At 55.9% G+C, this 19217-nt stretch carries 18 protein-coding genes; 9 read left to right on the forward strand and 9 right to left on the reverse strand.

Annotated features, from left to right (window positions below; translation table 11 throughout):
- The first annotated feature begins 131 nt into the window (after positions 1–131).
- The 3 genes from allS (at position 132) to OMR58_RS16460 (ending at position 2550) form a co-directional block, all read left to right on the forward strand.
- Entirely contained in the window at positions 132–1052 is a 921-nt protein-coding gene (allS, locus tag OMR58_RS16450; protein WP_105590857.1) for an HTH-type transcriptional activator AllS, read from the forward strand.
- A gap of 131 nt (positions 1053–1183) precedes the next feature.
- Positions 1184–2098, forward strand: a complete 915-nt coding sequence (locus OMR58_RS16455; RefSeq protein ID WP_264546438.1) for an SPFH domain-containing protein — start codon at positions 1184–1186, stop codon at positions 2096–2098.
- The gene (locus OMR58_RS16460) at positions 2098–2550 is read left to right on the forward strand and encodes an NfeD family protein (protein ID WP_200560063.1); all 453 of its coding nucleotides are present in this window, start codon (positions 2098–2100) and stop codon (positions 2548–2550) included. The genes OMR58_RS16455 and OMR58_RS16460 overlap by 1 nt, the downstream gene beginning before the upstream one ends.
- On the opposite strand, the gene cueR is transcribed toward OMR58_RS16460, so the two are convergent.
- On the reverse strand, positions 2547–2957 hold the full coding sequence (gene cueR, locus OMR58_RS16465; RefSeq protein WP_264546439.1) for a Cu(I)-responsive transcriptional regulator: 411 nt from the start codon (positions 2955–2957) through the stop codon (positions 2547–2549). The genes OMR58_RS16460 and cueR overlap by 4 nt on opposite strands.
- 94 nt (positions 2958–3051) lie before the next feature.
- Between cueR and copA the strand changes: the two genes are divergently transcribed.
- The 3 genes from copA to ybaK all read left to right on the forward strand — a co-directional run bounded on the left by copA (position 3052) and on the right by ybaK (position 7125).
- On the forward strand, positions 3052–5565 hold the full coding sequence (copA, locus tag OMR58_RS16470; protein ID WP_264546440.1) for a copper-exporting P-type ATPase CopA: 2514 nt from the start codon (positions 3052–3054) through the stop codon (positions 5563–5565).
- Positions 5566–5666: 101 nt separating this feature from the next.
- Complete coding sequence (locus OMR58_RS16475) at positions 5667–6467, forward strand: TraB/GumN family protein (protein WP_264546441.1); 801 nt, start codon at positions 5667–5669, stop codon at positions 6465–6467.
- 178 nt (positions 6468–6645) lie between these two features.
- The gene (gene ybaK / locus OMR58_RS16480) at positions 6646–7125 is read left to right on the forward strand and encodes a Cys-tRNA(Pro)/Cys-tRNA(Cys) deacylase YbaK (protein WP_200545406.1); all 480 of its coding nucleotides are present in this window, start codon (positions 6646–6648) and stop codon (positions 7123–7125) included.
- On the opposite strand, the gene OMR58_RS16485 is transcribed toward ybaK, so the two are convergent.
- Positions 7122–7988, reverse strand: a complete 867-nt coding sequence (locus OMR58_RS16485; RefSeq protein ID WP_200545405.1) for a LysR family transcriptional regulator — start codon at positions 7986–7988, stop codon at positions 7122–7124. The two genes, ybaK and OMR58_RS16485, sit on opposite strands and share 4 nt — an antisense overlap.
- 91 nt (positions 7989–8079) lie before the next feature.
- Here OMR58_RS16485 and OMR58_RS16490 point away from each other — a divergent pair, with 91 nt between their 5' ends.
- Complete coding sequence (locus OMR58_RS16490; protein ID WP_264546442.1) at positions 8080–8532, forward strand: multidrug/biocide efflux PACE transporter; 453 nt, start codon at positions 8080–8082, stop codon at positions 8530–8532.
- Between the two features lie 49 nt (positions 8533–8581).
- Here the strand turns inward: OMR58_RS16490 and ushA are convergent, their stop codons facing one another.
- Complete coding sequence (ushA, locus tag OMR58_RS16495) at positions 8582–10180, reverse strand: bifunctional UDP-sugar hydrolase/5'-nucleotidase UshA (protein ID WP_264546519.1); 1599 nt, start codon at positions 10178–10180, stop codon at positions 8582–8584.
- A 289-nt stretch (positions 10181–10469) separates the two neighbouring features.
- On the opposite strand from ushA, the gene OMR58_RS16500 reads away from it, so the two are divergent.
- Both OMR58_RS16500 and ybaL read left to right on the forward strand, forming a co-directional pair.
- Positions 10470–11669 (forward strand): MFS transporter, encoded by a 1200-nt coding sequence (locus OMR58_RS16500; RefSeq protein WP_264546443.1) that lies wholly within the window; start codon positions 10470–10472, stop codon positions 11667–11669.
- A 334-nt stretch (positions 11670–12003) separates the two neighbouring features.
- Complete coding sequence (ybaL, locus tag OMR58_RS16505; RefSeq protein ID WP_105590846.1) at positions 12004–13686, forward strand: YbaL family putative K(+) efflux transporter; 1683 nt, start codon at positions 12004–12006, stop codon at positions 13684–13686.
- Between the two features lie 94 nt (positions 13687–13780).
- Here ybaL and OMR58_RS16510 read toward each other — a convergent pair whose 3' ends face one another.
- The 6 genes from OMR58_RS16510 to OMR58_RS16535 form a co-directional block, all read right to left on the reverse strand.
- Positions 13781–15085 carry an inosine/guanosine kinase gene (locus OMR58_RS16510; RefSeq protein WP_264546444.1) on the reverse strand — a complete coding sequence of 435 codons (1305 nt, stop codon included), beginning with the start codon at positions 15083–15085 and terminating at the stop codon, positions 13781–13783.
- Positions 15086–15178: 93 nt separating this feature from the next.
- Positions 15179–16138, reverse strand: coding sequence for a ferrochelatase (hemH, locus tag OMR58_RS16515; RefSeq protein WP_200559997.1), 960 nt, complete (start codon positions 16136–16138; stop codon positions 15179–15181).
- Positions 16139–16255: 117 nt separating this feature from the next.
- Positions 16256–16900: an adenylate kinase gene (adk, locus tag OMR58_RS16520; protein ID WP_105590843.1), complete on the reverse strand. Its 645-nt coding sequence runs from the start codon at positions 16898–16900 to the stop codon at positions 16256–16258.
- Positions 16901–16994: 94 nt separating this feature from the next.
- The gene (locus OMR58_RS16525) at positions 16995–17897 is read right to left on the reverse strand and encodes a DMT family transporter (protein ID WP_200559998.1); all 903 of its coding nucleotides are present in this window, start codon (positions 17895–17897) and stop codon (positions 16995–16997) included.
- Entirely contained in the window at positions 17894–18769 is an 876-nt protein-coding gene (locus tag OMR58_RS16530) for a DUF6024 family protein (RefSeq protein WP_200559999.1), read from the reverse strand. Before OMR58_RS16530 ends, OMR58_RS16525 begins: the two co-directional genes overlap by 4 nt.
- Entirely contained in the window at positions 18769–19167 is a 399-nt protein-coding gene (locus OMR58_RS16535) for an NUDIX hydrolase (RefSeq protein WP_105590840.1), read from the reverse strand. The genes OMR58_RS16530 and OMR58_RS16535 overlap by 1 nt, the downstream gene beginning before the upstream one ends.
- Positions 19168–19217 lie beyond the last annotated feature (50 nt).

Below are 19217 nucleotides of genomic sequence, written 5' to 3' on the forward strand. Positions count from 1 at the left end.
GTCCCTTTCAACTTTCTGCAACATTCATCAACTCTTTTCTGGCTCTGCATCATCATTCATCAGCTGTTATCCTGTTAGGCTTAGCATTTGCCGTCCGGTTATTGGGCGTGTTTATCAGGAGCCTATTCTCTGTGCTTGACCAGGAAACTATCCGTACCTTTATCCACGTGGCGGAAAGCCACAGCTTTTCTAAAACGGCCGAAGCGCTGTTCAAAACCCCTGCGGCCATCAGCTACCGGATTAAAATGCTGGAGGAGGATGTCGGTACGCAGCTGTTTATGCGCACTACCCGTATCGTGCAGCTGACGCCAGCAGGCGATCACCTGCTGGAGCGCTGCCGCCAGTGGCTGGCCTGGCTGGATGCTATGCCGGGTGAGCTGCAGCAGATTAATCACGGCGTTGAGCGCCAGGTGAATATAGTGATTAATAACCTGCTCTACTCGCCGCAGGCGGTGGCAAAACTGCTGGCGCACCTGCATCAGAAATTCCCACTGACTCAGTTTCTTATCTCCCGCCAGGTGTATATGGGCGTGTGGGATTCCCTGCTGCACGATGACTTTCAGCTGGCGATTGGCGTGACCGGTTCGGAAGCGCTGGCTAATAACGTCAGCATGCTGGAACTGGGCGGCGTCAGCTGGCTGTTTGTCGTGGCCGCGGATCATCCCCTCGCCGAGTGCGAAGGCCCGGTACACGAGGACAAACTGCGCGCATGGCCGGCGATTAATATCGAAGATACCTCGCGGAATCTGACCAAACGGGTGGCCTGGCTACTGCCGGGACAAAAAGAGATTATCGTTCCGGATTTAAGCAGCAAGCTGGAGTGCCATCTACAGGGGCTGGGCGTCGGTTTCCTGCCTGCGGAACTCTGTCAGCGCTATATCAACAGTGGGCAACTGGTCAGCTGTGAAGTGGCCAATCAGCGGCAGCCTTCCCCGCTTTCACTTGCCTGGAAAAATGAGGCGGGAAAAGCGGTGGAAGAGATTGTGGCTCTTTTCCAGCAGCGAGACGAAGCCATCGGCGATTTTCTGCAAAATATCGACCTTTCTGCGTAACGTCGCGCAAATAAGCGCAGGATGGGCAAAAAAATCCCCGCGCGGCTATGCTAGCGCGCATAAATACAGCAAACTGATAGCTGCTGGGCAAAAGTGAATCGGCCCTGATAATAACAATCCGGAGGTTATTAATGCTTGCTGTTATTCCCGTCATTATCGTTCTGGCTCTGATCATTGTCTGGTCCGGTATCAAGATTGTCCCGCAGGGCTATCAGTGGACCGTCGAACGCTTTGGCCGCTATACCAACACGTTACAGCCCGGCTTAAATTTGGTGATTCCCTTTATGGATCGCATTGGCCGGAAAATTAATATGATGGAACAGGTGGTGGATATTCCTTCTCAGGAGATTATTTCGAAGGATAACGCCAGCGTGACTATTGACGCAGTCTGCTTCATTCAGGTGGTCGATCCGGCGCGCGCGGCCTATGAGGTCAGTAATCTTGAGCTGGCGATCATCAACCTGACCATGACCAATATGCGTACGGTGCTCGGCGCAATGGAGCTGGATGAGATGCTGTCGCAGCGCGATAATATCAACACCCGCCTGTTACAAATCGTCGATGAAGCCACCAACCCGTGGGGGGTGAAGATCACCCGCATTGAGATCCGCGACGTGCGGCCACCGGCAGAACTGATCGCCTCGATGAACGCCCAGATGAAAGCCGAGCGTACCAAGCGTGCCGATATTCTTGAAGCTGAAGGCGTGCGCCAGGCAGCAATCCTGCGTGCGGAAGGGGAAAAGCAGTCGCAGATCCTGAAAGCTGAAGGTGAACGCCAGTCCGCATTCCTGGCCGCCGAGGCGCGTGAACGTGGTGCCGAAGCCGAAGCACGAGCTACAAAGATGGTTTCAGAAGCCATCGCCGCCGGGGATATTCAGGCAATTAACTATTTCGTGGCACAAAAATATACCGATGCCCTGCAAAATATCGGGGCCGCAAACAACAGCAAGGTGGTAATGATGCCGCTGGATGCCAGCAGCTTGCTGGGCTCCATTGCCGGTATCAGCGAACTGCTGGGCGAGCGTAAACCTGAGCGGAATCGATGATGATCGTTGAACTGCTGGCAAATCCCTGGTGGCTGTGGCTGACGCTGGGGGGGCTGCTGCTGGCTGCCGAAATGCTGGGCACCAGCGGATATCTGCTGTGGAGCGGCATTGCTGCCGTACTGGTTGCGCTGCTGGTGTGGCTGGTGCCGATGCCGTGGGAGTGGCAGGGATTAAGCTTTGCGGTACTCACCGTACTTGCCGCACTGTGGTGGCATCGCTGGCTACAGCGCCGCAATCGTCGCCTGCCGCCCTCCTCGCTTAATCAGCGCGGCCAGCAGCTTATTGGCCGCCGGCTGACGCTGGATAGCGCGCTGGTTAACGGTTTTGGCCACGTGAAAATCGGTGACGGCAACTGGCGGGTGCAGGCAGAAGAAGACCTCCCCGCGGGCTGCAACATCATCGTGGTCGCCGTTGAAGGGATTACCCTACAGGTTGCACGCCGGGAACATTAAGCCGGTTTTGTCGTTGAACAACAGCCCGCCAAGTGATTGATAATCGGGCAGTCCGCGCTGTCATCGCCGGGGCAGCTGGCTGCCATATCAAGCAGCCGCAGGCGCATCTGCGTCAGCTGTTCGATATGCTCCTCAATCTCCTTCACTTTTTCCAGCGTGCGCGCTTTAACATCAGCGCTGTGCCGCTGTGGGTCGTTGAGCAGGCTGACCATTTCCCGGCACTCGTCAAGATTAAAGCCGACCTGCCGCGCCTGGCGCAGCAGCGTCAGCTCTTCCAGCTGCTTCGCCGAGTAGGTGCGATAGCCGTTATCACTGCGCAGCGGCGGTGTAACCAACCCTTTTTCTTCATAGAAGCGAATCGCTTTGCTGGTCAGCCTGGTTTTTCTGGCGACCTCACTGATATTCATATTTGCTCCTTGACCTTCACCTTGATGGAAGGTTTAACCTTCATAACTACTGCAAATAACGCACCGGGTCAAACCGGGCAACAAGGAGTTTTCTATGTCACATACCACACTACTGGCGCTGGATGGCCTGACCTGTGGCCACTGCGTTAAACGGGTTCAGGAAACGCTCACCAAACTCGATAATGTTGAACAGGCCGACGTTACAGTGAATGAAGCACGCGTCACCGGTAGCGCCAGCGCAGAAGCGCTGATTGCCGCCGTGGAAGGCGCAGGCTATCACGCCACCCTGTCAGCGGACGACAGCCACCCAAAGCCTGATCCGCTGACAGAATCAGAACCTCAGCCGGAAGCGCTGACAGCGGCCGTTTCCCAGCTTCCGGCATCCGACGCTGGCGACAGCTATCAGCTGTTAATTGACGGCATGAGCTGCGCCAGCTGCGTTGGACGAGTACAGAATGCCTTACAAAACGTGCCGGGTGTCAGCCAGGCACGGGTTAACCTTGCCGAGCGCAGCGCGCTGGTACTCGGCACCGCCTCGCCGCAAACGCTGATCGATGCCGTCAGCAATGCGGGATACGCTGCCGAAATTATTGAAGATGAAACCGAACGCCGCGAGAAGCAGCAGCAGAGTGCGCAGAACGCCACCCGGCGCTTCCGCTGGCAGGCCGCGCTCGCCCTTGCTCTCGGTATCCCGCTAATGGGTTGGGGAATGATCGGCGACAATATGATGCTCACCGCTGAGAACCGCAGCGGCTGGCTTGTCATTGGCGCACTTACCCTGCTGGTGATGATTATCGCCGGAGGGCATTTCTACCGCAGCGCCTGGCGCAGCCTGCTTAATCGTACCGCCACCATGGATACGCTGGTAGCACTCGGCACCGGTGCGGCGTGGCTTTACTCCATCAGCGTGAATCTGTGGCCTGAATGGTTCCCGATGGAAGCCCGCCACCTCTATTACGAAGCCAGTGCAATGATTATTGGCCTGATTAATCTCGGCCATATGCTGGAACAACGTGCCCGCCAGCGTTCCTCGCAGGCGCTGGAAAAACTGTTAGACTTGACGCCGCCCACCGCTCGGGTTGTAACCGAGACCGGCGATCGTGTGCTGCCGCTGAGCGAAGTTCAGCTGGGCATGACGCTGCGCGTGACGACCGGCGATCGCGTGCCGGTTGATGGCACCATTGTACAGGGTGAAGCCTGGCTGGATGAGGCGATGCTGACCGGAGAAGCCATCCCGCAGCAAAAATCACCGGGTGATACGATCCACGCAGGAACGGTCCTTCAGGACGGCAGCGTGCTGTTCAGCGCGCAGGCGATCGGTAAAAACACCACGCTTTCACGCATTATCCAACTGGTACGGCAGGCGCAAAGTAGCAAGCCGGAAATCGGTCAACTGGCCGATAAGATCTCCTCGATTTTTGTTCCCGCCGTAGTGCTGATTGCGCTGCTGAGCGCGGCGATCTGGTATTTCGCTGGCCCCGCGCCGCAGATTGTCTACACACTGGTGATTGCCACCACGGTACTGATTATTGCCTGCCCCTGTGCGCTGGGGCTGGCAACGCCGATGTCGATTATTTCTGGCGTGGGTCGCGCGGCGGAGTTTGGCGTACTGGTGCGCGATGCCGATGCATTACAACGTGCCAGCACGCTGACCACGCTGGTATTCGATAAAACTGGTACGCTGACCGAAGGAGCACCGCGCGTGGTCGAGGTTGTCTTGTTCAATGGCGCAGAGGCAGCGAACGTGGAGCGCCAGGCTGCGGCTCTCGAGCAGGGTTCCAGCCATCCGCTGGCGCGGGCGATCATCAGCCACGCCGCACTGGCATCGCTGCCGGAGGTTGCGCAATTTCGTACAATACCGGGCCTGGGGGTTAGCGGCATACTTGACGGCAAGCCGCTGCTGCTGGGTAACCTGGCGCTGATGGAGCAGCAAAAGATCGATACCAGCGAGATTACGGGAACGCTGGCTGAGCATGCCGCCAATGGCTCCACGCCGGTTCTGCTGGCGGCGGACGGGAAAATCGTCGCGCTGTTTGCCATCCGCGATCCGCTGCGCCAGGAAAGCATCAGTGCATTACAGCGCCTGCATCGTCGCGGCTATCAGCTGGTGATGCTGACCGGGGATAATGAAATTACCGCCAACGCCATCGCCCGGGAAGCGGGCATCGATCGGGTAATCGCCGGGGTGCTGCCAGAAGGCAAAGCTCAGGCTATTAGCCAGTTACAGCAGCAGGGCCAGCAGGTGGCGATGATCGGTGACGGTATTAATGATGCCCCGGCGCTGGCACAGGCCGATGTCGGCATTGCAATGGGCGGCGGCAGCGATGTTGCCATTGAAACGGCGGCGATTACCTTAATGCGTCAGGATCTGAATGCCGTGGCGGACGCACTGGCGATTGCCAAAGCCACGCTGCGCAATATGAAACAGAATCTGCTGGGCGCGTTTATTTACAATGCCTGCGGCATTCCGATTGCGGCTGGAATACTCTTTCCGCTGACCGGTACGTTGCTGAATCCGGTCGTGGCCGGGGCAGCGATGGCGCTCTCTTCAATCACCGTGGTGAGTAACGCAAACCGCCTGATCCGCTACCGTCCGCCGCAGGATTAATGCTTCAGGGCGCGGACTGTCGGTGTGCTGCGTTTTGCCCTGTCGCTCAGCGACTTATCGCGTTAGCATGAGAGCTAATAACGCGATCCGCCGGGGGAACAATGGGCAAAGTCATTCACGCACTGCGGCAGCTGTCGCGCAGGTTCTGGCCGGTAGAGTATCGTTATCCGGCTCTGGATATTTCCCTGGGCCAGCGACATCTGCATCTGGTCGGCAGTATCCATATGGGCACACGCAATATGTCTCCGCTACCGGGGCAACTGATCAATCAGCTGCAGTATGTTGATGCCCTGATTGTAGAGGCAGATATCACCACCGGTGGTTCACCCTTCAGCGATAGTGAGGTCTGTCCTCCACTGGCTGAGCGGCTGTCTGCCGAACGTTTCCAGCTGCTGGAAAAGCTGTGCAGCGAACTGAGTGTTGATTTGCAACGTATTGATACCCTGCCCGCATGGCAGGTGGCGCTGATGCTCCAGGCGCAGCAGGCTCAGCGGCTCGGGCTTCGCGCAGACTGTGGCATTGATTACCAGCTGTTGCAGGCGGCGAAAGAACGGCAGATAAAAATCATTGAACTGGAAGGACCGGAAACCCAGCTGGCGCTGCTTAAATCGCTGCCGGATCAAGGCATGACGCTACTGGAAGATACGTTGCAGCACTGGCACGTTAATGCCCGGCTGTTGCAAACGATGGTCAGCTGGTGGCTGGAAGCCCCACCGGGCAGCAGTGGGAAAACGGTACTACCGGATACCTTCAGCAGCAGCCTGAGTGATTTGCTTATGCATCAGCGTAATCAGCGATGGTGCCAGCAGCTGCACGCACTGCCGGCGGGGCGCTATATTTTAGCGGTCGGCGCACTGCATCTTTACGGTGAAGGAAATCTCCCGGACCTGCTGGGCCGCTAAAAAAATGGCCGATATTTCTATCGGCCAGTCAATAATGAAGTTTTTATGATTTTGGTTATCTATCAGCACGGGTACTGACGCGGGGCAGATTGTCGCTCAATGCGCACTTTTTCTCCAGTACTTTTATTCACCAATTTTAAGCGGCAAGCACGCGAATGGAACAGGAAGGATTAAAGCGATGACTCCGGCGGTAAAACTATTAGAAAAACAAAAAGTAAACTTTACGCTGCATCCTTACGAGCACGACAGCAACGAAACTAACTTTGGCGATGAGGCGGTGCGTAAGCTCAATCTTGACGCCGAGCGGGTATATAAAACGCTGCTGGTGGCACTTAACGGCGACAATAAAACCCTCGCCGTTGCCGTTACACCGGTTGCGGGCCAGCTTGATTTGAAAAAAGTGGCGAAAGCGCTGGGTGCCAAAAAAGTCGAGATGGCCGATCCGCAGTTCGCCCAGCGCAGCACCGGCTATCTGCTGGGCGGCATCAGCCCGCTGGGGCAGAAAAAGCGCCTGCCGACGGTCATCGACCATCTGGCCCAGCACTTCGAAACGATTTATGTTTCCGGCGGCAAGCGCGGGCTGGATCTCGAACTGGCTCCGGGTGACCTGGCAAAACTGCTGAGCGCCAGTTTTGCCGATATCGCCAAACGCGATTAATCCGGCCGCTGGTTAATCAGCTGATCGATCATCCAGCGCCCCGCCGGGCCGGGCGGTGAGAGCCGCGACCAGGCGACATCCACCTGGATATTTTGCGGCCAGCCCGCCACCGGCAGCTCACGCAGCAGCTGGTGGCCAAACTGTTCGGTCAGCCAGCGCGGCAGTACGCTCCAGCCAAATCCCTGCTCCGCCATCTCCAGCAGCAGCAAGTACGACGGTGCCAGCCAGATTTTACCTCCCGGCACCGGTTCCTGTTCAGACCAGGTATTCAGCCGCAGCTGACGGATGCCCTGCAGTTCGACCTCCGTTACGCTATCCTGCTGCGCCAGCGGATGATCCTTATGCAGGTAAATCGCCATTTTCGCTTCCACCTGCAGACGCCGCAGGCTGATATTTGCCGGATAGCGGTCCTGCACGCGGATCACACCGATATGCGCCCTGCCGCTTTGCAGCAGATCGATAACATCGCCGTCTTCGGCAATCATGCATTCAAACTCAATATCCGGATAGCGGCTGGCAAAGCGTTTAAGCAAATGTTCGTGATGATCGGCCTGCCAGAAATCGGAGATCGCCAGCCGTAAACAGGGCTCGACGTCGCCCGCCAGACGCATAGCCAGCTCATCCAGCTGCGCGGCGGCATTAAGAATAACATTAACCTGCGTCAGCACTCGCTGACCATTTTCGGTCAGTACCGGGGTACGAGCTTCGCGGTTAAATAAAATCAGCCCGAGATCGCTTTCCAGGTTGGCCACTGCGGTACTGACCGTTGACTGGCTTTTGCGCAGCGCTCGCGCCGCTGCGGAGAACGAGCCGCTTTCTACGGTCTGTACAAACGCTTCCAGGGATTCCGGTGAATAACGCATCGCAGATGTATCGCTTTTATCGATGGATAATCATTTTATCTTAGCAGCAAAAGGATAGAAAATACGCTTCCTAAATCACTCAGGAGGACATATGTCCACTCGTACGCTGAAAGAACGTTTTTATCATGCTGCAGGCTTTGAACTGGTGGCGATTGCAATCATTTCCCCTGTCGCCGCCTGGCTTATGAACAAACCGCTATTTCAGATGGGCGCACTGGCCATTATGCTTTCCACCGTGGCGATGATCTGGAACATGATTTATAACGCCGGGTTCGATCGCCTGTTCCCGCGCGAACGTGTAAAACGCGGTCTGGCACTGCGCGTGATGCATGCTCTGGGCTTTGAAGGTGGATTTATTCTGATTGGTCTGCCGCTGGCGGCCTGGATGCTGGGTGTGACGCTGTGGCAGGCATTTCTGGTTGAACTGGGCTTTTTCCTGTTCTTCCTGCCCTACACGGTGGTGTACAACTGGGTCTACGATAAGCTTCGTGAGCGCCTGATGCGTTCACGTGAACAGCGCCGTCAGGCCCCTACTTCTTCCTGACGACGCGGATATGGAGCACTCGCGTGCTCCATATTCACAGCAGCAGACTTTACTCCGCTTTCTTATACACAATCTCACCGGCAGGCTGGTACTTTGCCGCATCCAGCGGGGAGTGCGCCTGTATGTACTGCTTCAGCACTTCCGCATCAACAAAGCCGGTATTGACATAGCTGGCCTGCTTATCCACTTCCGGATAGCCGTCGCCCCCGGTGGCGTTGAAGCTCAGGGTAGCCATGCGGTACACCTTATCGTCCTGCAATGGTTCGCCGTTAATCTTCACGTCGCTGACCCCGCTACCGTCGGCAATCAGGCTGACGCGGGCAAACTGCGCATAGGCACCGGAATCCACCTGCTTATTCGCGACGACCGCCAGATAATCACGCACTTCGCTGCCTTTCATATCGACATAAACCAGCGTATTACCAAACGGCTGTACCTTTAGCACGTCTTTATAGGTGATATCTCCGGCTTCAATGGAGTCGCGCACGCCGCCGCCGCTCATCACCGCAAAATCGGCCTTGGTGCGTTCAATCTGCCCTTCAAGGATTAACCGCGCCATATTGGTCTGCACGAAGCGCACTTTGCTGCGGTCGCCCTCAAGATGGCCGTTAACGCTGCCTATTTTCACGCCAAGCTGCGCCTCGCCCTTTTTCTGGAACGGCGTCAGCAGTTTCATCATCGCCGGGTTTTTATCGATTTCCGCCGTGTAGTTCACCCAGCTGGTGCCGCCGTCAGCGTTCGTGACTTTATGCTTGAGATTGATCGGTACAAGTTCGTAGTGTTCCAGCTTCAGCTTGCCGTTGCGGAAAGTGAAATCGGCGCGGCCAATATATTTGCCCCACTCATGAGCCTGCACGATCCAGGTGCCGTTCTGGCGATCCGGCGTACAGGGAGTGCCCGGCACGTAGTCTGCCTGTTTGACGTTTTCCTGCGCCATACACACCGGGTCCTGTGAATGGCCGCCCACGATCATATCCAGGTAGCCTGCGGGCAGCTCGCGGGCCATTTCCACATCGCCCGGCGCATTCGAACCATGATTACCGTTGTCATAATGCCCCATATGGGTAGCGGCAATAATCACATCCGGTTTTTCTTTGGCACGCAGCTCTTCCACCACCGCTTTCGCTTCGGTTGCCGGTTTGTGGAACACGATATCGGTAAAGTTTTCCGGATTGCCGATTTTGGCCGTGTCGTCAGTGGTCAGACCGATCACGGCGATCTTCAGTCCTTTACGATTAAACAGCGCATACGGCTGGAACAGGCGCTTGCCGGTACTTTTTTGATAGATATTGGCGGAGAGCAGCGGGAACTTCGCCCACTTTTGCTGCTGGCGAAGCACCGACAGCGGATTATCAAACTCGTGGTTACCTATCGCCATGGCATCGTAGCCAATCAAATTCATCCCGCGGAAATCAGGCTCGGCATCCTGTAGGTCGGATTCCGGTACGCCGGTATTAATATCGCCGCCGGAGAGGATCAGCACTGCCCCACCGTGCGACTGCACGTCCAGACGGATCTTATCCATCATGGTTTTCTGCGCCGCCAGCCCGTACTCACCGTGTTCATTGTTCCAGAACCGACCGTGATGATCGTTGGTATGCAGCACGGTGAATTTATAGGTACGGTCTTTTACCCAGGCCTGCGCCATCAGCGGTGCGCTAAGCAACCCAACGGTTAACAGACTCAGGATACGTTTATTAAATACCAGCACTGCGCTTCTCCTTGTTTCATCAACCGCAAACCAACCCGCACAAATGCGGCTTTGGCAAAATAATCAGCAAAAGTATTCACTTTTTGTGACAGCCCCGCAACCGCAGCGCTGAAATAGCTCTAAATGGTAATTACTCGCGCGGAGGTTGTTAGTTATAAAAGAGGGCTTTGCAGCGAATTTGCTTCTCTGCGCTCATAAAAACATAAATAGATGACAGGTTAATTTAATGGCAAGTGAATCCCCGCTCTCTTCTCCCTCATCGCCCGTTCGGCGCACCGCTTTTGGTATCCTCGGCGCCATCAGCGTTGCCCATCTGCTGAATGATATGATCCAGTCGCTGATTCTGGCGATCTACCCGCTGCTGCGTGCGGATTTCTCATTAAGCTTTGTGCAAATCGGCATGATCACGCTGACCTATCAGCTCACAGCGTCGTTGTTACAGCCGCTGATTGGGCACTACACCGACAAGCATCCGCAGCCGTGGTCACTGCCCGTCGGTATGGGCTTTACGCTTTCCGGCCTGATCCTGCTGGCGCTGGCCGGGAACTTCACCACCGTCCTGCTGGCCGCCGCGCTGGTCGGCACCGGTTCCTCGGTGTTTCACCCGGAATCCTCGCGCGTGGCGCGGATGGCATCGGGCGGACGGCACGGCCTGGCGCAGTCGCTATTCCAGGTCGGCGGTAACTTTGGCAGCTCGCTGGGCCCGCTGCTGGCCGCACTGGTCATTGCCCCCTATGGCCGCGGTAATGTTGCGTGGTTCTCGCTGGCGGCGCTGCTGGCGATTGTGGTCCTGTTGCAAATCAGCCGCTGGTATCAAACGCAGAATCGCATGGCGAAGAAAAGCACCGTGGCCGCCGTCAGCCCGCTGCCGCGCCGCCAGGTGGCCTTTGCGATTAGCATTCTGCTGGTGCTGATTTTCTCTAAGTATTTTTATCTCACCAGTCTGAGCAGCTACTACACCTTCTACCTGATGCAGAAATTCGGCCTGTCGGTACAAAGCGCGCAGCTACACCTGTTTATTTTCCTGTTTGCCGTGGCGGCATGGACGGTGATCGGCGGGCCGATTGGCGATAAAATTGGCCGTAAGCGGGTGATTTGGGCCTCTATTCTCGGCGTTGCCCCCTTTACGCTGCTGCTGCCGCATATGAACTTATTGTGGACGGGCGTGCTGTCAGTGATTATCGGCTTCGTGCTGGCCTCGGCGTTTTCCGCCATTCTGGTCTATGCCCAGGAGCTGATGCCGGGGCGTATCGGTATGGTTTCCGGGCTGTTTTTTGGTTTTGCCTTCGGTATGGGGGGGCTGGGTGCCGCCCTGTTAGGTCTGCTGGCGGACCACACCAGTATCGAACTGGTCTACCAAATCTGCGCTTATCTTCCACTTCTCGGTATTCTCACGGCTTTCCTGCCTGATAACCGTCGGAAATAGTCCCTTACCGGTGCAATTGTCTGATTTTTGCACCGGTTCACCTTGCGGTAACACCAGCACTGTAATCTGATAAGTGTATAAAATCGTACTTACTGACAACTTTTACCGTATGGCTCATATTTTTTTCCATTAGTCTCAATAAACACAAGCGCCGCGACGGATTATGCCATACACTGAAAACTTACAACTGGACACATTTATACTCTAATTAATTCGAGTTGCAGTACAGCGGGAGGCCCCCCAGCCCGGCGCACGGATCGCACAGTGACCAGGGCAAAAATCAGGGCATCTGCCACTTGAAGTATGACGAGCAGGCATACATAAGGAGACAGGCATGCACCACACCACACCGCTTATCACCACCATTGTAGGAGGCCTGGTTCTCGCCTTCCTCCTTGGTATGCTGGCTAATCGCCTGCGCATTTCTCCCCTTGTTGGTTACCTGCTGGCTGGCGTTCTTGCCGGTCCTTTCACCCCAGGCTTTGTTGCTGATACCAATCTTGCTCCCGAACTGGCTGAACTTGGCGTGATCCTGCTGATGTTCGGCGTGGGTCTGCATTTCTCTTTAAAAGACCTGATGGCGGTAAAGTCGATCGCCATTCCCGGCGCTATCGCACAGATAGCCGTGGCGACACTGCTGGGAATGGGGCTTTCATGGGCAATGGGCTGGTCGATGCTCACCGGATTGGTGTTCGGGCTGTGCCTTTCCACGGCGAGTACGGTGGTGCTGCTCCGTGCGCTGGAAGAGCGTCAGTTGATTGACAGCCAGCGCGGGCAAATTGCGATTGGCTGGTTGATTGTTGAAGACCTGGTGATGGTGCTGGCGCTGGTGTTGCTGCCTGCTATTGCCGGTATGTTCGAAGAAGGTAATGCCAGCATCGGCCTGCTGCTGTTCGATCTGGTACTGACCATCGGTAAAGTGGTGGCCTTTATGGTGCTGATGATGGTGGTTGGCCGCCGCGTCGTACCGTGGATACTCGCCCGCAGCGCCGCAACCGGCTCGCGCGAGCTGTTTACCCTGGCGGTGCTGGCACTGGCGCTCGGTATTGCTTTTGGCGCCGTAGAGTTCTTTGATGTCTCCTTTGCTCTGGGTGCTTTCTTTGCCGGTATGGTGCTTAACGAGTCTGAACTGAGCCACCGTGCTGCACACGATACGCTGCCGCTGCGCGATGCCTTTGCGGTCCTGTTCTTTGTCTCGGTCGGCATGCTGTTCGATCCGATGATCCTGATACAGCAGCCGCTGGCGGTGCTGGGCGCGCTGGCGATTATCGTCTTCGGTAAATCCCTTGCCGCGCTGTTCCTGGTACGGCTATTTGGCCACTCCAAGCGCACGGCGTTGACCATTTCAGTCAGCCTGGCGCAGATCGGTGAGTTCGCCTTTATCCTGGCCGGTTTGGGCGTTACCCTGAATCTGCTGCCGGAAACCGGCCGCAATCTGGTCCTGGCCAGCGCCATTCTGTCGATTATGCTGAATCCGATCCTGTTCGCTCTGCTGGAGCGCTATCTGCAAAAAACCGAAACCATCGAAGAGCAGACCATGGAAGAAGCTATCGAAGAAGAGAAGCAGATCCCGGTGGACCTGTGTAATCACGCGGTGGTGGTTGGTTTTGGCCGCGTTGGCAGCCTGCTTGGCAGCCGCCTGATGGAAGCGGGTATTCCAATTGTAGTCGTCGAGAACAGCCGCCCGCGCGTTGAAGCGCTGCGCGAGCAGGGAATTAAAGCCGTATTAGGCAATGCCGCCCGGGGCGATATTATGGACCTGGCGCGGCTCGACTGCGCGCGCTGGATGCTGCTGACCATCCCTAACGGCTATGAGGCCGGGGAGATCGTTACCGCAGCTCGCGAAAAGCGCCCGAACATTGAGATTATCGCCCGTGCCCATTATGACGACGAAGTGGATTACATTATGGAACGCGGTGCCGACCGCGTGGTGATGGGCGAGCGTGAGATTGCCAACAGTATGCTCAATCTTATCCTGCTCAACCCGGTTGAAGCACCGGCAGAGTGCCCGATCTGATGTCAGCAAAAAGGGACGACTTCGCGTCGTCCCTTTTTTATCACACCGGCTTAATGCCAGAGATGGCAGACGGCCAGCCTGCCCTCTCCTCGTATCATCGTTCCCAGTAAGACTCTTCCAGACTGTCTTCCCGCTCCGGCAGGCCGCGCGACAGGCGCGGTGAATGCTGGTTCAGCACCTGATAGCTGACGCGGTTGGCGTATTTGCAGACTTGCGCCAGCGAGGAGTAGGTCAGATAGCTACGTGCGTGCTTACTGGAGTTGGGGACGTTGCTGCGGTGGAAATTATTGGCGGTAATATCATGCAGCAGCGCCGCCAGCGCGCCGTCACCGGCCCCGTTAGTATTCATGATTTTCTCCGGACCGCCCATATAAGGCGCGATATGGGAGAAAATACGCAGTGGTACGGTGCAGTCCTGATGACGCATCGCGCGGCTGAATTCGTACTGGTTAAATTCCGGGATCGCACCGGGCAGCAGCGGATGACGGGTGGTACGCTTGCCCTCTTCTTCGGTGAATCCGGCCATATACAGACCGTTTGGCCCGGCGGTACACAGCACCAGATCCACCCAGTCGAGGGCAAGATTCGATGCCTTCAGCGGGTCGCTTTCTCCGGTCAGCTCAAAAGCTTCATCTTCATTCATCGCCACGATCGAGACATGGTCGCGCATAAAATCGCGCCAAAACTGCGGATTATCAGCGATCACATATTTGGTACCCAGCGTCAGCACCACCGGCACGTTATGCTTTTTGGCATAGTGGATAGCCTGCATGGTCGCTTCCGGCATCGGTTCACCCGGTTTGCAGCGCACCAGATAGGAGGTCAGCACCAGCGCCGACGCTCCGGCAATCACCTCTTCCGGCACGCTTTCAGCGCGCAGCTGATTCATCATTCCCGGGCTAATGGCGAAGGTACGCTCGCCGTTATCGCCCACCAGCGTAAAGCAGCGGCCGATTGCGCCGTCAACGCCCTGCAGGTAGTTCAGATCGGTGCGGCTGGAGGTATGACACAGGTAGCGGTAGGCATAGCTGCCGATTTGAATGTTATTACACATCACGCCCAGCAGCACGGAGCGGTCGTCGGCCAGCACGGAATAGTTATGCAGCGTGTTGCCGATGGTGCCGCCGGCAAACTGATGGGTGATCAGATTATCGCGCATCAGCTCTTCATAAAGCGCCTGCGCCACATCATCTTCAATCACCAGCGAATGGCCCACGCTGAGGCCATAGCGACGCACAAAGTCATCATCCACTTTGGCTTCAATATCAACAAGGATCTGGTCGATGCCCACAATCCAGCTATTAGCGGCCTCGTTTTCCGGCTGAGCGACCTGTAACAGCGGATCGCGCGCGCTGACGGGGAAATAGTGTTTGGATTTACGTTTACCGGGGAATTTCATAATTGCAGGACCAGAAGGGGAAGCAGGCCGCAATCATAACATATTTGCGCAACGAGGCGATCGGCGGTGGAAAACGACCGATCGCTTCGTCAGTTAGCGATACTGATTAACCAGTTCCAGCATCATATCGATATGCGCTTCATCGTCGTTCAGCGCCGGAATGTACTCAAACCGGGTGCCGCCCGCGTGCAGGAAGAATTCGCGGTTCTGCTCGTTGATCTCTTCCAGCGTTTCCAGGCAGTCTGACGCGAAGCCCGGGCTCATCACCTGTACGTGCTTCACTCCCTTCGCGGGCAGACCCTGCATGGTTTCATCCGTGTACGGCGTCAGCCAGGGTTCACGTCCAAAACGTGACTGGAAGGTCAGCATCGCTTCGCTGTCGCTCAGCCCCAGTGCGGTTTTTAACGCATCAAAGGTGTCATGGCAGCGTTGTGGATAATCGTCGCCCTCATTGGCAAAGCGCTGCGGAATACCGTGGAACGAGGCCAGCAGCAGATCCGGTTTACCGTGCTGCGCAAAAGAGCGCTCGACCGACGCTTTCAGCGCGGCGATATAGGCAGGATGGTCGGCGTAGTCGCGAATAAAATGCACCGTTGGCAGGCTGCGATAGCCAGCAAACACGCTGCTGAGACCGTCCCACACCGATGCGACGGTTGAGCAGGAAAACTGCGGATAGAGCGGCAGGACGATGAGCTTATTCACGCCCTGAGCCATCAGATCATCCACGGCGCTTTTCAGGCTGGGATTGCCGTAGCTCATGCCCAGCGCAACCGGTATATCCAGTTTCGCCGCCAGCGCATCGCGCTGACGCTTGCTGAACACCAGCAGCGGCGAACCTTCATCGGTCCAGACGGAAGCATACAGCTTGGCTACGCGCGGTGAACGAATCGGCAGAATACCAATATTCAGAATCGGCCACCACAGCCAGCGCGGCGTGTCGACCACGCGTTTATCACTGAGAAACTGCTTTAGATAGCGTTTTACTGCGGAGGTGGTCGGAGCATCTGGTGTGCCTAAATTGACCAGCAGTACGCCTGGCTTATCTTGCCTCATTGTTATTCCTTTTGATGGCATCAGCGGAGATGAAAACGAGACTCATTCTAACGGAAAATTGCGGGGGAAAAACCAATTGCTGTAAAAGGGACCGGATTTAACCGGCCCCCTTCAAACTTAACCGAGGATTTTTGCCAGCTCAGCGCTGACTTCGGCCACTTTACGTGTGCCGTCGATCTTGTTGTACGCAGTGTTGCCCGCTTCGGCTTCTTTGCTGTAGTAAGCAATCAGCGGAGCGGTCATCTGATGATATTCAACCAGACGCTTACGAACGGTCTCTTCCTGGTCATCTTTGCGCGTTGTCAGCTCTTCGCCGGTCACGTCATCTTTCCCTTCCACCTTCGGCGGATTGAAAGTCACGTGGTAAACGCGGCCGGATGGCGCATGAACGCGACGACCAATAATACGCTCAACGATCAGTTCGTCTGGTACGTCGAACTCCAGCACGTTGTCGACTTTAATGCCCGCTTCCTTCATGGCATCAGCCTGAGGGATAGTGCGCGGGAAACCGTCCAGCAGGAAACCGTTACGGCAGTCTTCCTGAGCGATACGCTCTTTGACCAGCGCGATAACCAGTTCGTCGGTGACCAGTTTACCAGCATCCATAATCTCTTTGGCTTTCAGACCTAACTCCGTTCCCGCTTTAACCGCGGCACGCAGCATGTCACCCGTGGAGATTTGCGGAATACCGTATTTCTCCATAATAAACTGAGCCTGAGTCCCCTTACCTGCACCCGGAGCCCCGAGCAGAATAATACGCATTGCGTAAATCCCCTTGCGAATTGCTTATATGTGTACTTTATCCAAGTGTATGAACATAACATTAATGGGCCGCTCACCACAAGGAAGCACGCGGCTATCCTGCATCCGCGTAGCGTTGCACATCCACTCGGCGACGGGCATAAACCGTTTGTGAAACCACCGCCAGAATAATAATCGCCCCACCAATAACTGCATGAATAGTAGGGATTTCATCCAGGAACAGATACATCCATAGCGGAGCCAGCGCCGTCTCAAGCAGCAAAAACAGCCCGGCATTGGCCGGAGAAACAAAACGCGTCGATAATGTGATCAATCCCATCGCCAGCGGCATAATTAACGCGCCTTCTGCGATCGACCAGCCATACTGCGCCGGTGTCAGCATTTTCAGACTTTCGAGGAGATCGCTGCCGGACCACAGCACAATCACCACCGAAGCCAGAATTGCCCCCAGCGAAGGCAGACCGGCCGTCCCACCGCTGACGCGGGAAGTGAAGATAAAAGCCAGAGCCATGGAGAACGCCGTACCCAATGCATAGAGGTTGGCAATACCGCTGTGGCCCACGCCGCGACCGGACATGACCACCGCTACGCCGAGTATCCCCGCCAGCGATGCCAGCAGTACGCTACGGTCAATGCTCATCTTAAAGAACAGCCGCGAAATCAGCGCCGAAATAAACGGCGTTGAGGAGATAATCACCAGCACGGTCGCCACACTACCGCGATTCAGCGCATTGACGAAGCAGGCCGAGGAAATGCAGAAAAACAGCGTCGACAGCGCATTTTCCTGGGTCAGCCAGGGTGTGCCTAACGTTGAACGACTTTTCCGCCACAGCAGCCAGACCAGCAGGCACATACCCCACATAAAGATGCCGCGTAGCGCAACGATCAGCCACGAATTTTCGATTCCCATCATACGGATAAACACCGAATCGCTACTGAGAATAATGCCACCCATAATGCCAATCAGATTGCCATTCACCGGCAGTGCGTTTTTCATTTCCCCTCCCACAGGGCTTGTAGCTGTTGTTGTATTTCTGCCGTTGTATCAATTCGCTGACTTCCGTCTCCACGAGCCCAGGAGGAAAGCCGCAGCGTACCGGTCTGTTCGAAATAGCTCGCCCCGGCCGCCTTTACCTTTTTCTTCAATGTTTCACTGAGCGGGGGAACGTTAAAGCAGCCGAATGGGCCACCCGCGTTACCAAGCGAATCAAAATCCATTCCGCCCACGTCTTTCAGGCTGATAGCTCCCACACTGGACATATTGAACGGCTGCCAGTCGGGACTACGAAGATTGTTCAGCGCTTCAATCAGCGGCTTATCAGAGGCGGTAGACTCCTCAAACAGCAGCAGTTCGCTGCGCATCAGGGTACTGAAGTCTTCCGGGCGCAGGGCGATAATCGCCAGTCCGATAGTCAGTGAGGCATGTTTGTGCAGCGGCGCAACAAAGACCGAACTGTCAGCAATCAGTTCGCCATGACGGCAGGTGGCGAAACTGTGGGAAGCATCAACAACCCCTTTGCCCTTCGTTCCTTTCAGACTGTTGACTTCCGCAGTGTAGGGATTGACGTGAGTAATAATCGGCACGGTTCCCGGCCCGGTACAGTGGGTATTAGGAAAGTTAAACAGCTCGCTGACCGGTTGATAGTGGGCATGCCTGGCAAGGCACAGCGTCGTTTCCTGTTTATGAAGCAGGTGGGAAAGAATGACCAATCCAACCCGCACAGACTGGACCAGGAACAGCTCATACTTTTCCAGGCGGTAAACGCGGGTCAGTTCTTCACGGAGTTCATCTCTCAGCATACGCGCTCGCTTATAAAACTGGTCGCCGTGGACCTGCTGTAACTGAAGGGAAAGTGAGGAGGTATCCATCAATTTATTAACTCTTGCTGGAAAAGAAGCGGCATCACGTTATCGCGGAATATCGACCCCACGGCGATCTCGCAGGGAGGGAGGCGATAGTTCACCCAGGCAATTTCTTCTATCTCGGACCCCGCACGCGGCTGGCCGCTGATTTCCACGTGATAGACATGATTCTCAATCGCCGTTTGTTCAAATTCGGCCAGGCCGTGGAACAGGCCAAATGGACGAAAGGTTTTGACCTGTACACCCAGCTCTTCCTGAAGCTCACGCTTCAGGCAGCTGAGATGATCTTCACCGGCAAGCGGCTTACCGCCTGGAGAAATAAAGATCTCGGTACCGCGTTTACGCGTCAGCAGGAGTGAGCGCTGGTTGATGATGATGGCTGCGCATTTAACGATAACTTTCATAGCAAACTCCGCGTGGCGTAACCCAACGGTTACACCACGATTAACGGTTT

Source organism: Erwinia sp. INIA01 (genome assembly GCF_025947915.1).
Taxonomy (GTDB): Bacteria; Pseudomonadota; Gammaproteobacteria; order Enterobacterales; family Enterobacteriaceae; genus Erwinia; species Erwinia coffeiphila.

Coding starts and splice junctions, on each gene's coding strand:
- ybaK (WP_200545406.1), top strand. CDS start 6,646: ATGACTCCGGCGGTAAAACTATTAGAAAAACAAAAAGTAAACTTTACG.
- OMR58_RS16530 (WP_200559999.1), bottom strand. CDS start 18,769: ATGGATACCTCCTCACTTTCCCTTCAGTTACAGCAGGTCCACGGCGAC.
- OMR58_RS16500 (WP_264546443.1), top strand. CDS start 10,470: ATGGCAAGTGAATCCCCGCTCTCTTCTCCCTCATCGCCCGTTCGGCGC.
- OMR58_RS16485 (WP_200545405.1), bottom strand. CDS start 7,988: ATGCGTTATTCACCGGAATCCCTGGAAGCGTTTGTACAGACCGTAGAA.
- ybaL (WP_105590846.1), top strand. CDS start 12,004: ATGCACCACACCACACCGCTTATCACCACCATTGTAGGAGGCCTGGTT.
- cueR (WP_264546439.1), bottom strand. CDS start 2,957: ATGAATATCAGTGAGGTCGCCAGAAAAACCAGGCTGACCAGCAAAGCG.
- adk (WP_105590843.1), bottom strand. CDS start 16,900: ATGCGTATTATTCTGCTCGGGGCTCCGGGTGCAGGTAAGGGGACTCAG.
- hemH (WP_200559997.1), bottom strand. CDS start 16,138: ATGAGGCAAGATAAGCCAGGCGTACTGCTGGTCAATTTAGGCACACCA.
- ushA (WP_264546519.1), bottom strand. CDS start 10,180: ATGGCGCAGGCCTGGGTAAAAGACCGTACCTATAAATTCACCGTGCTG.
- OMR58_RS16475 (WP_264546441.1), top strand. CDS start 5,667: ATGGGCAAAGTCATTCACGCACTGCGGCAGCTGTCGCGCAGGTTCTGG.
- OMR58_RS16510 (WP_264546444.1), bottom strand. CDS start 15,085: ATGAAATTCCCCGGTAAACGTAAATCCAAACACTATTTCCCCGTCAGC.
- OMR58_RS16525 (WP_200559998.1), bottom strand. CDS start 17,897: ATGAAAAACGCACTGCCGGTGAATGGCAATCTGATTGGCATTATGGGT.
- OMR58_RS16535 (WP_105590840.1), bottom strand. CDS start 19,167: ATGAAAGTTATCGTTAAATGCGCAGCCATCATCATCAACCAGCGCTCA.
- OMR58_RS16490 (WP_264546442.1), top strand. CDS start 8,080: ATGTCCACTCGTACGCTGAAAGAACGTTTTTATCATGCTGCAGGCTTT.
- copA (WP_264546440.1), top strand. CDS start 3,052: ATGTCACATACCACACTACTGGCGCTGGATGGCCTGACCTGTGGCCAC.
- OMR58_RS16455 (WP_264546438.1), top strand. CDS start 1,184: ATGCTTGCTGTTATTCCCGTCATTATCGTTCTGGCTCTGATCATTGTC.
- OMR58_RS16460 (WP_200560063.1), top strand. CDS start 2,098: ATGATCGTTGAACTGCTGGCAAATCCCTGGTGGCTGTGGCTGACGCTG.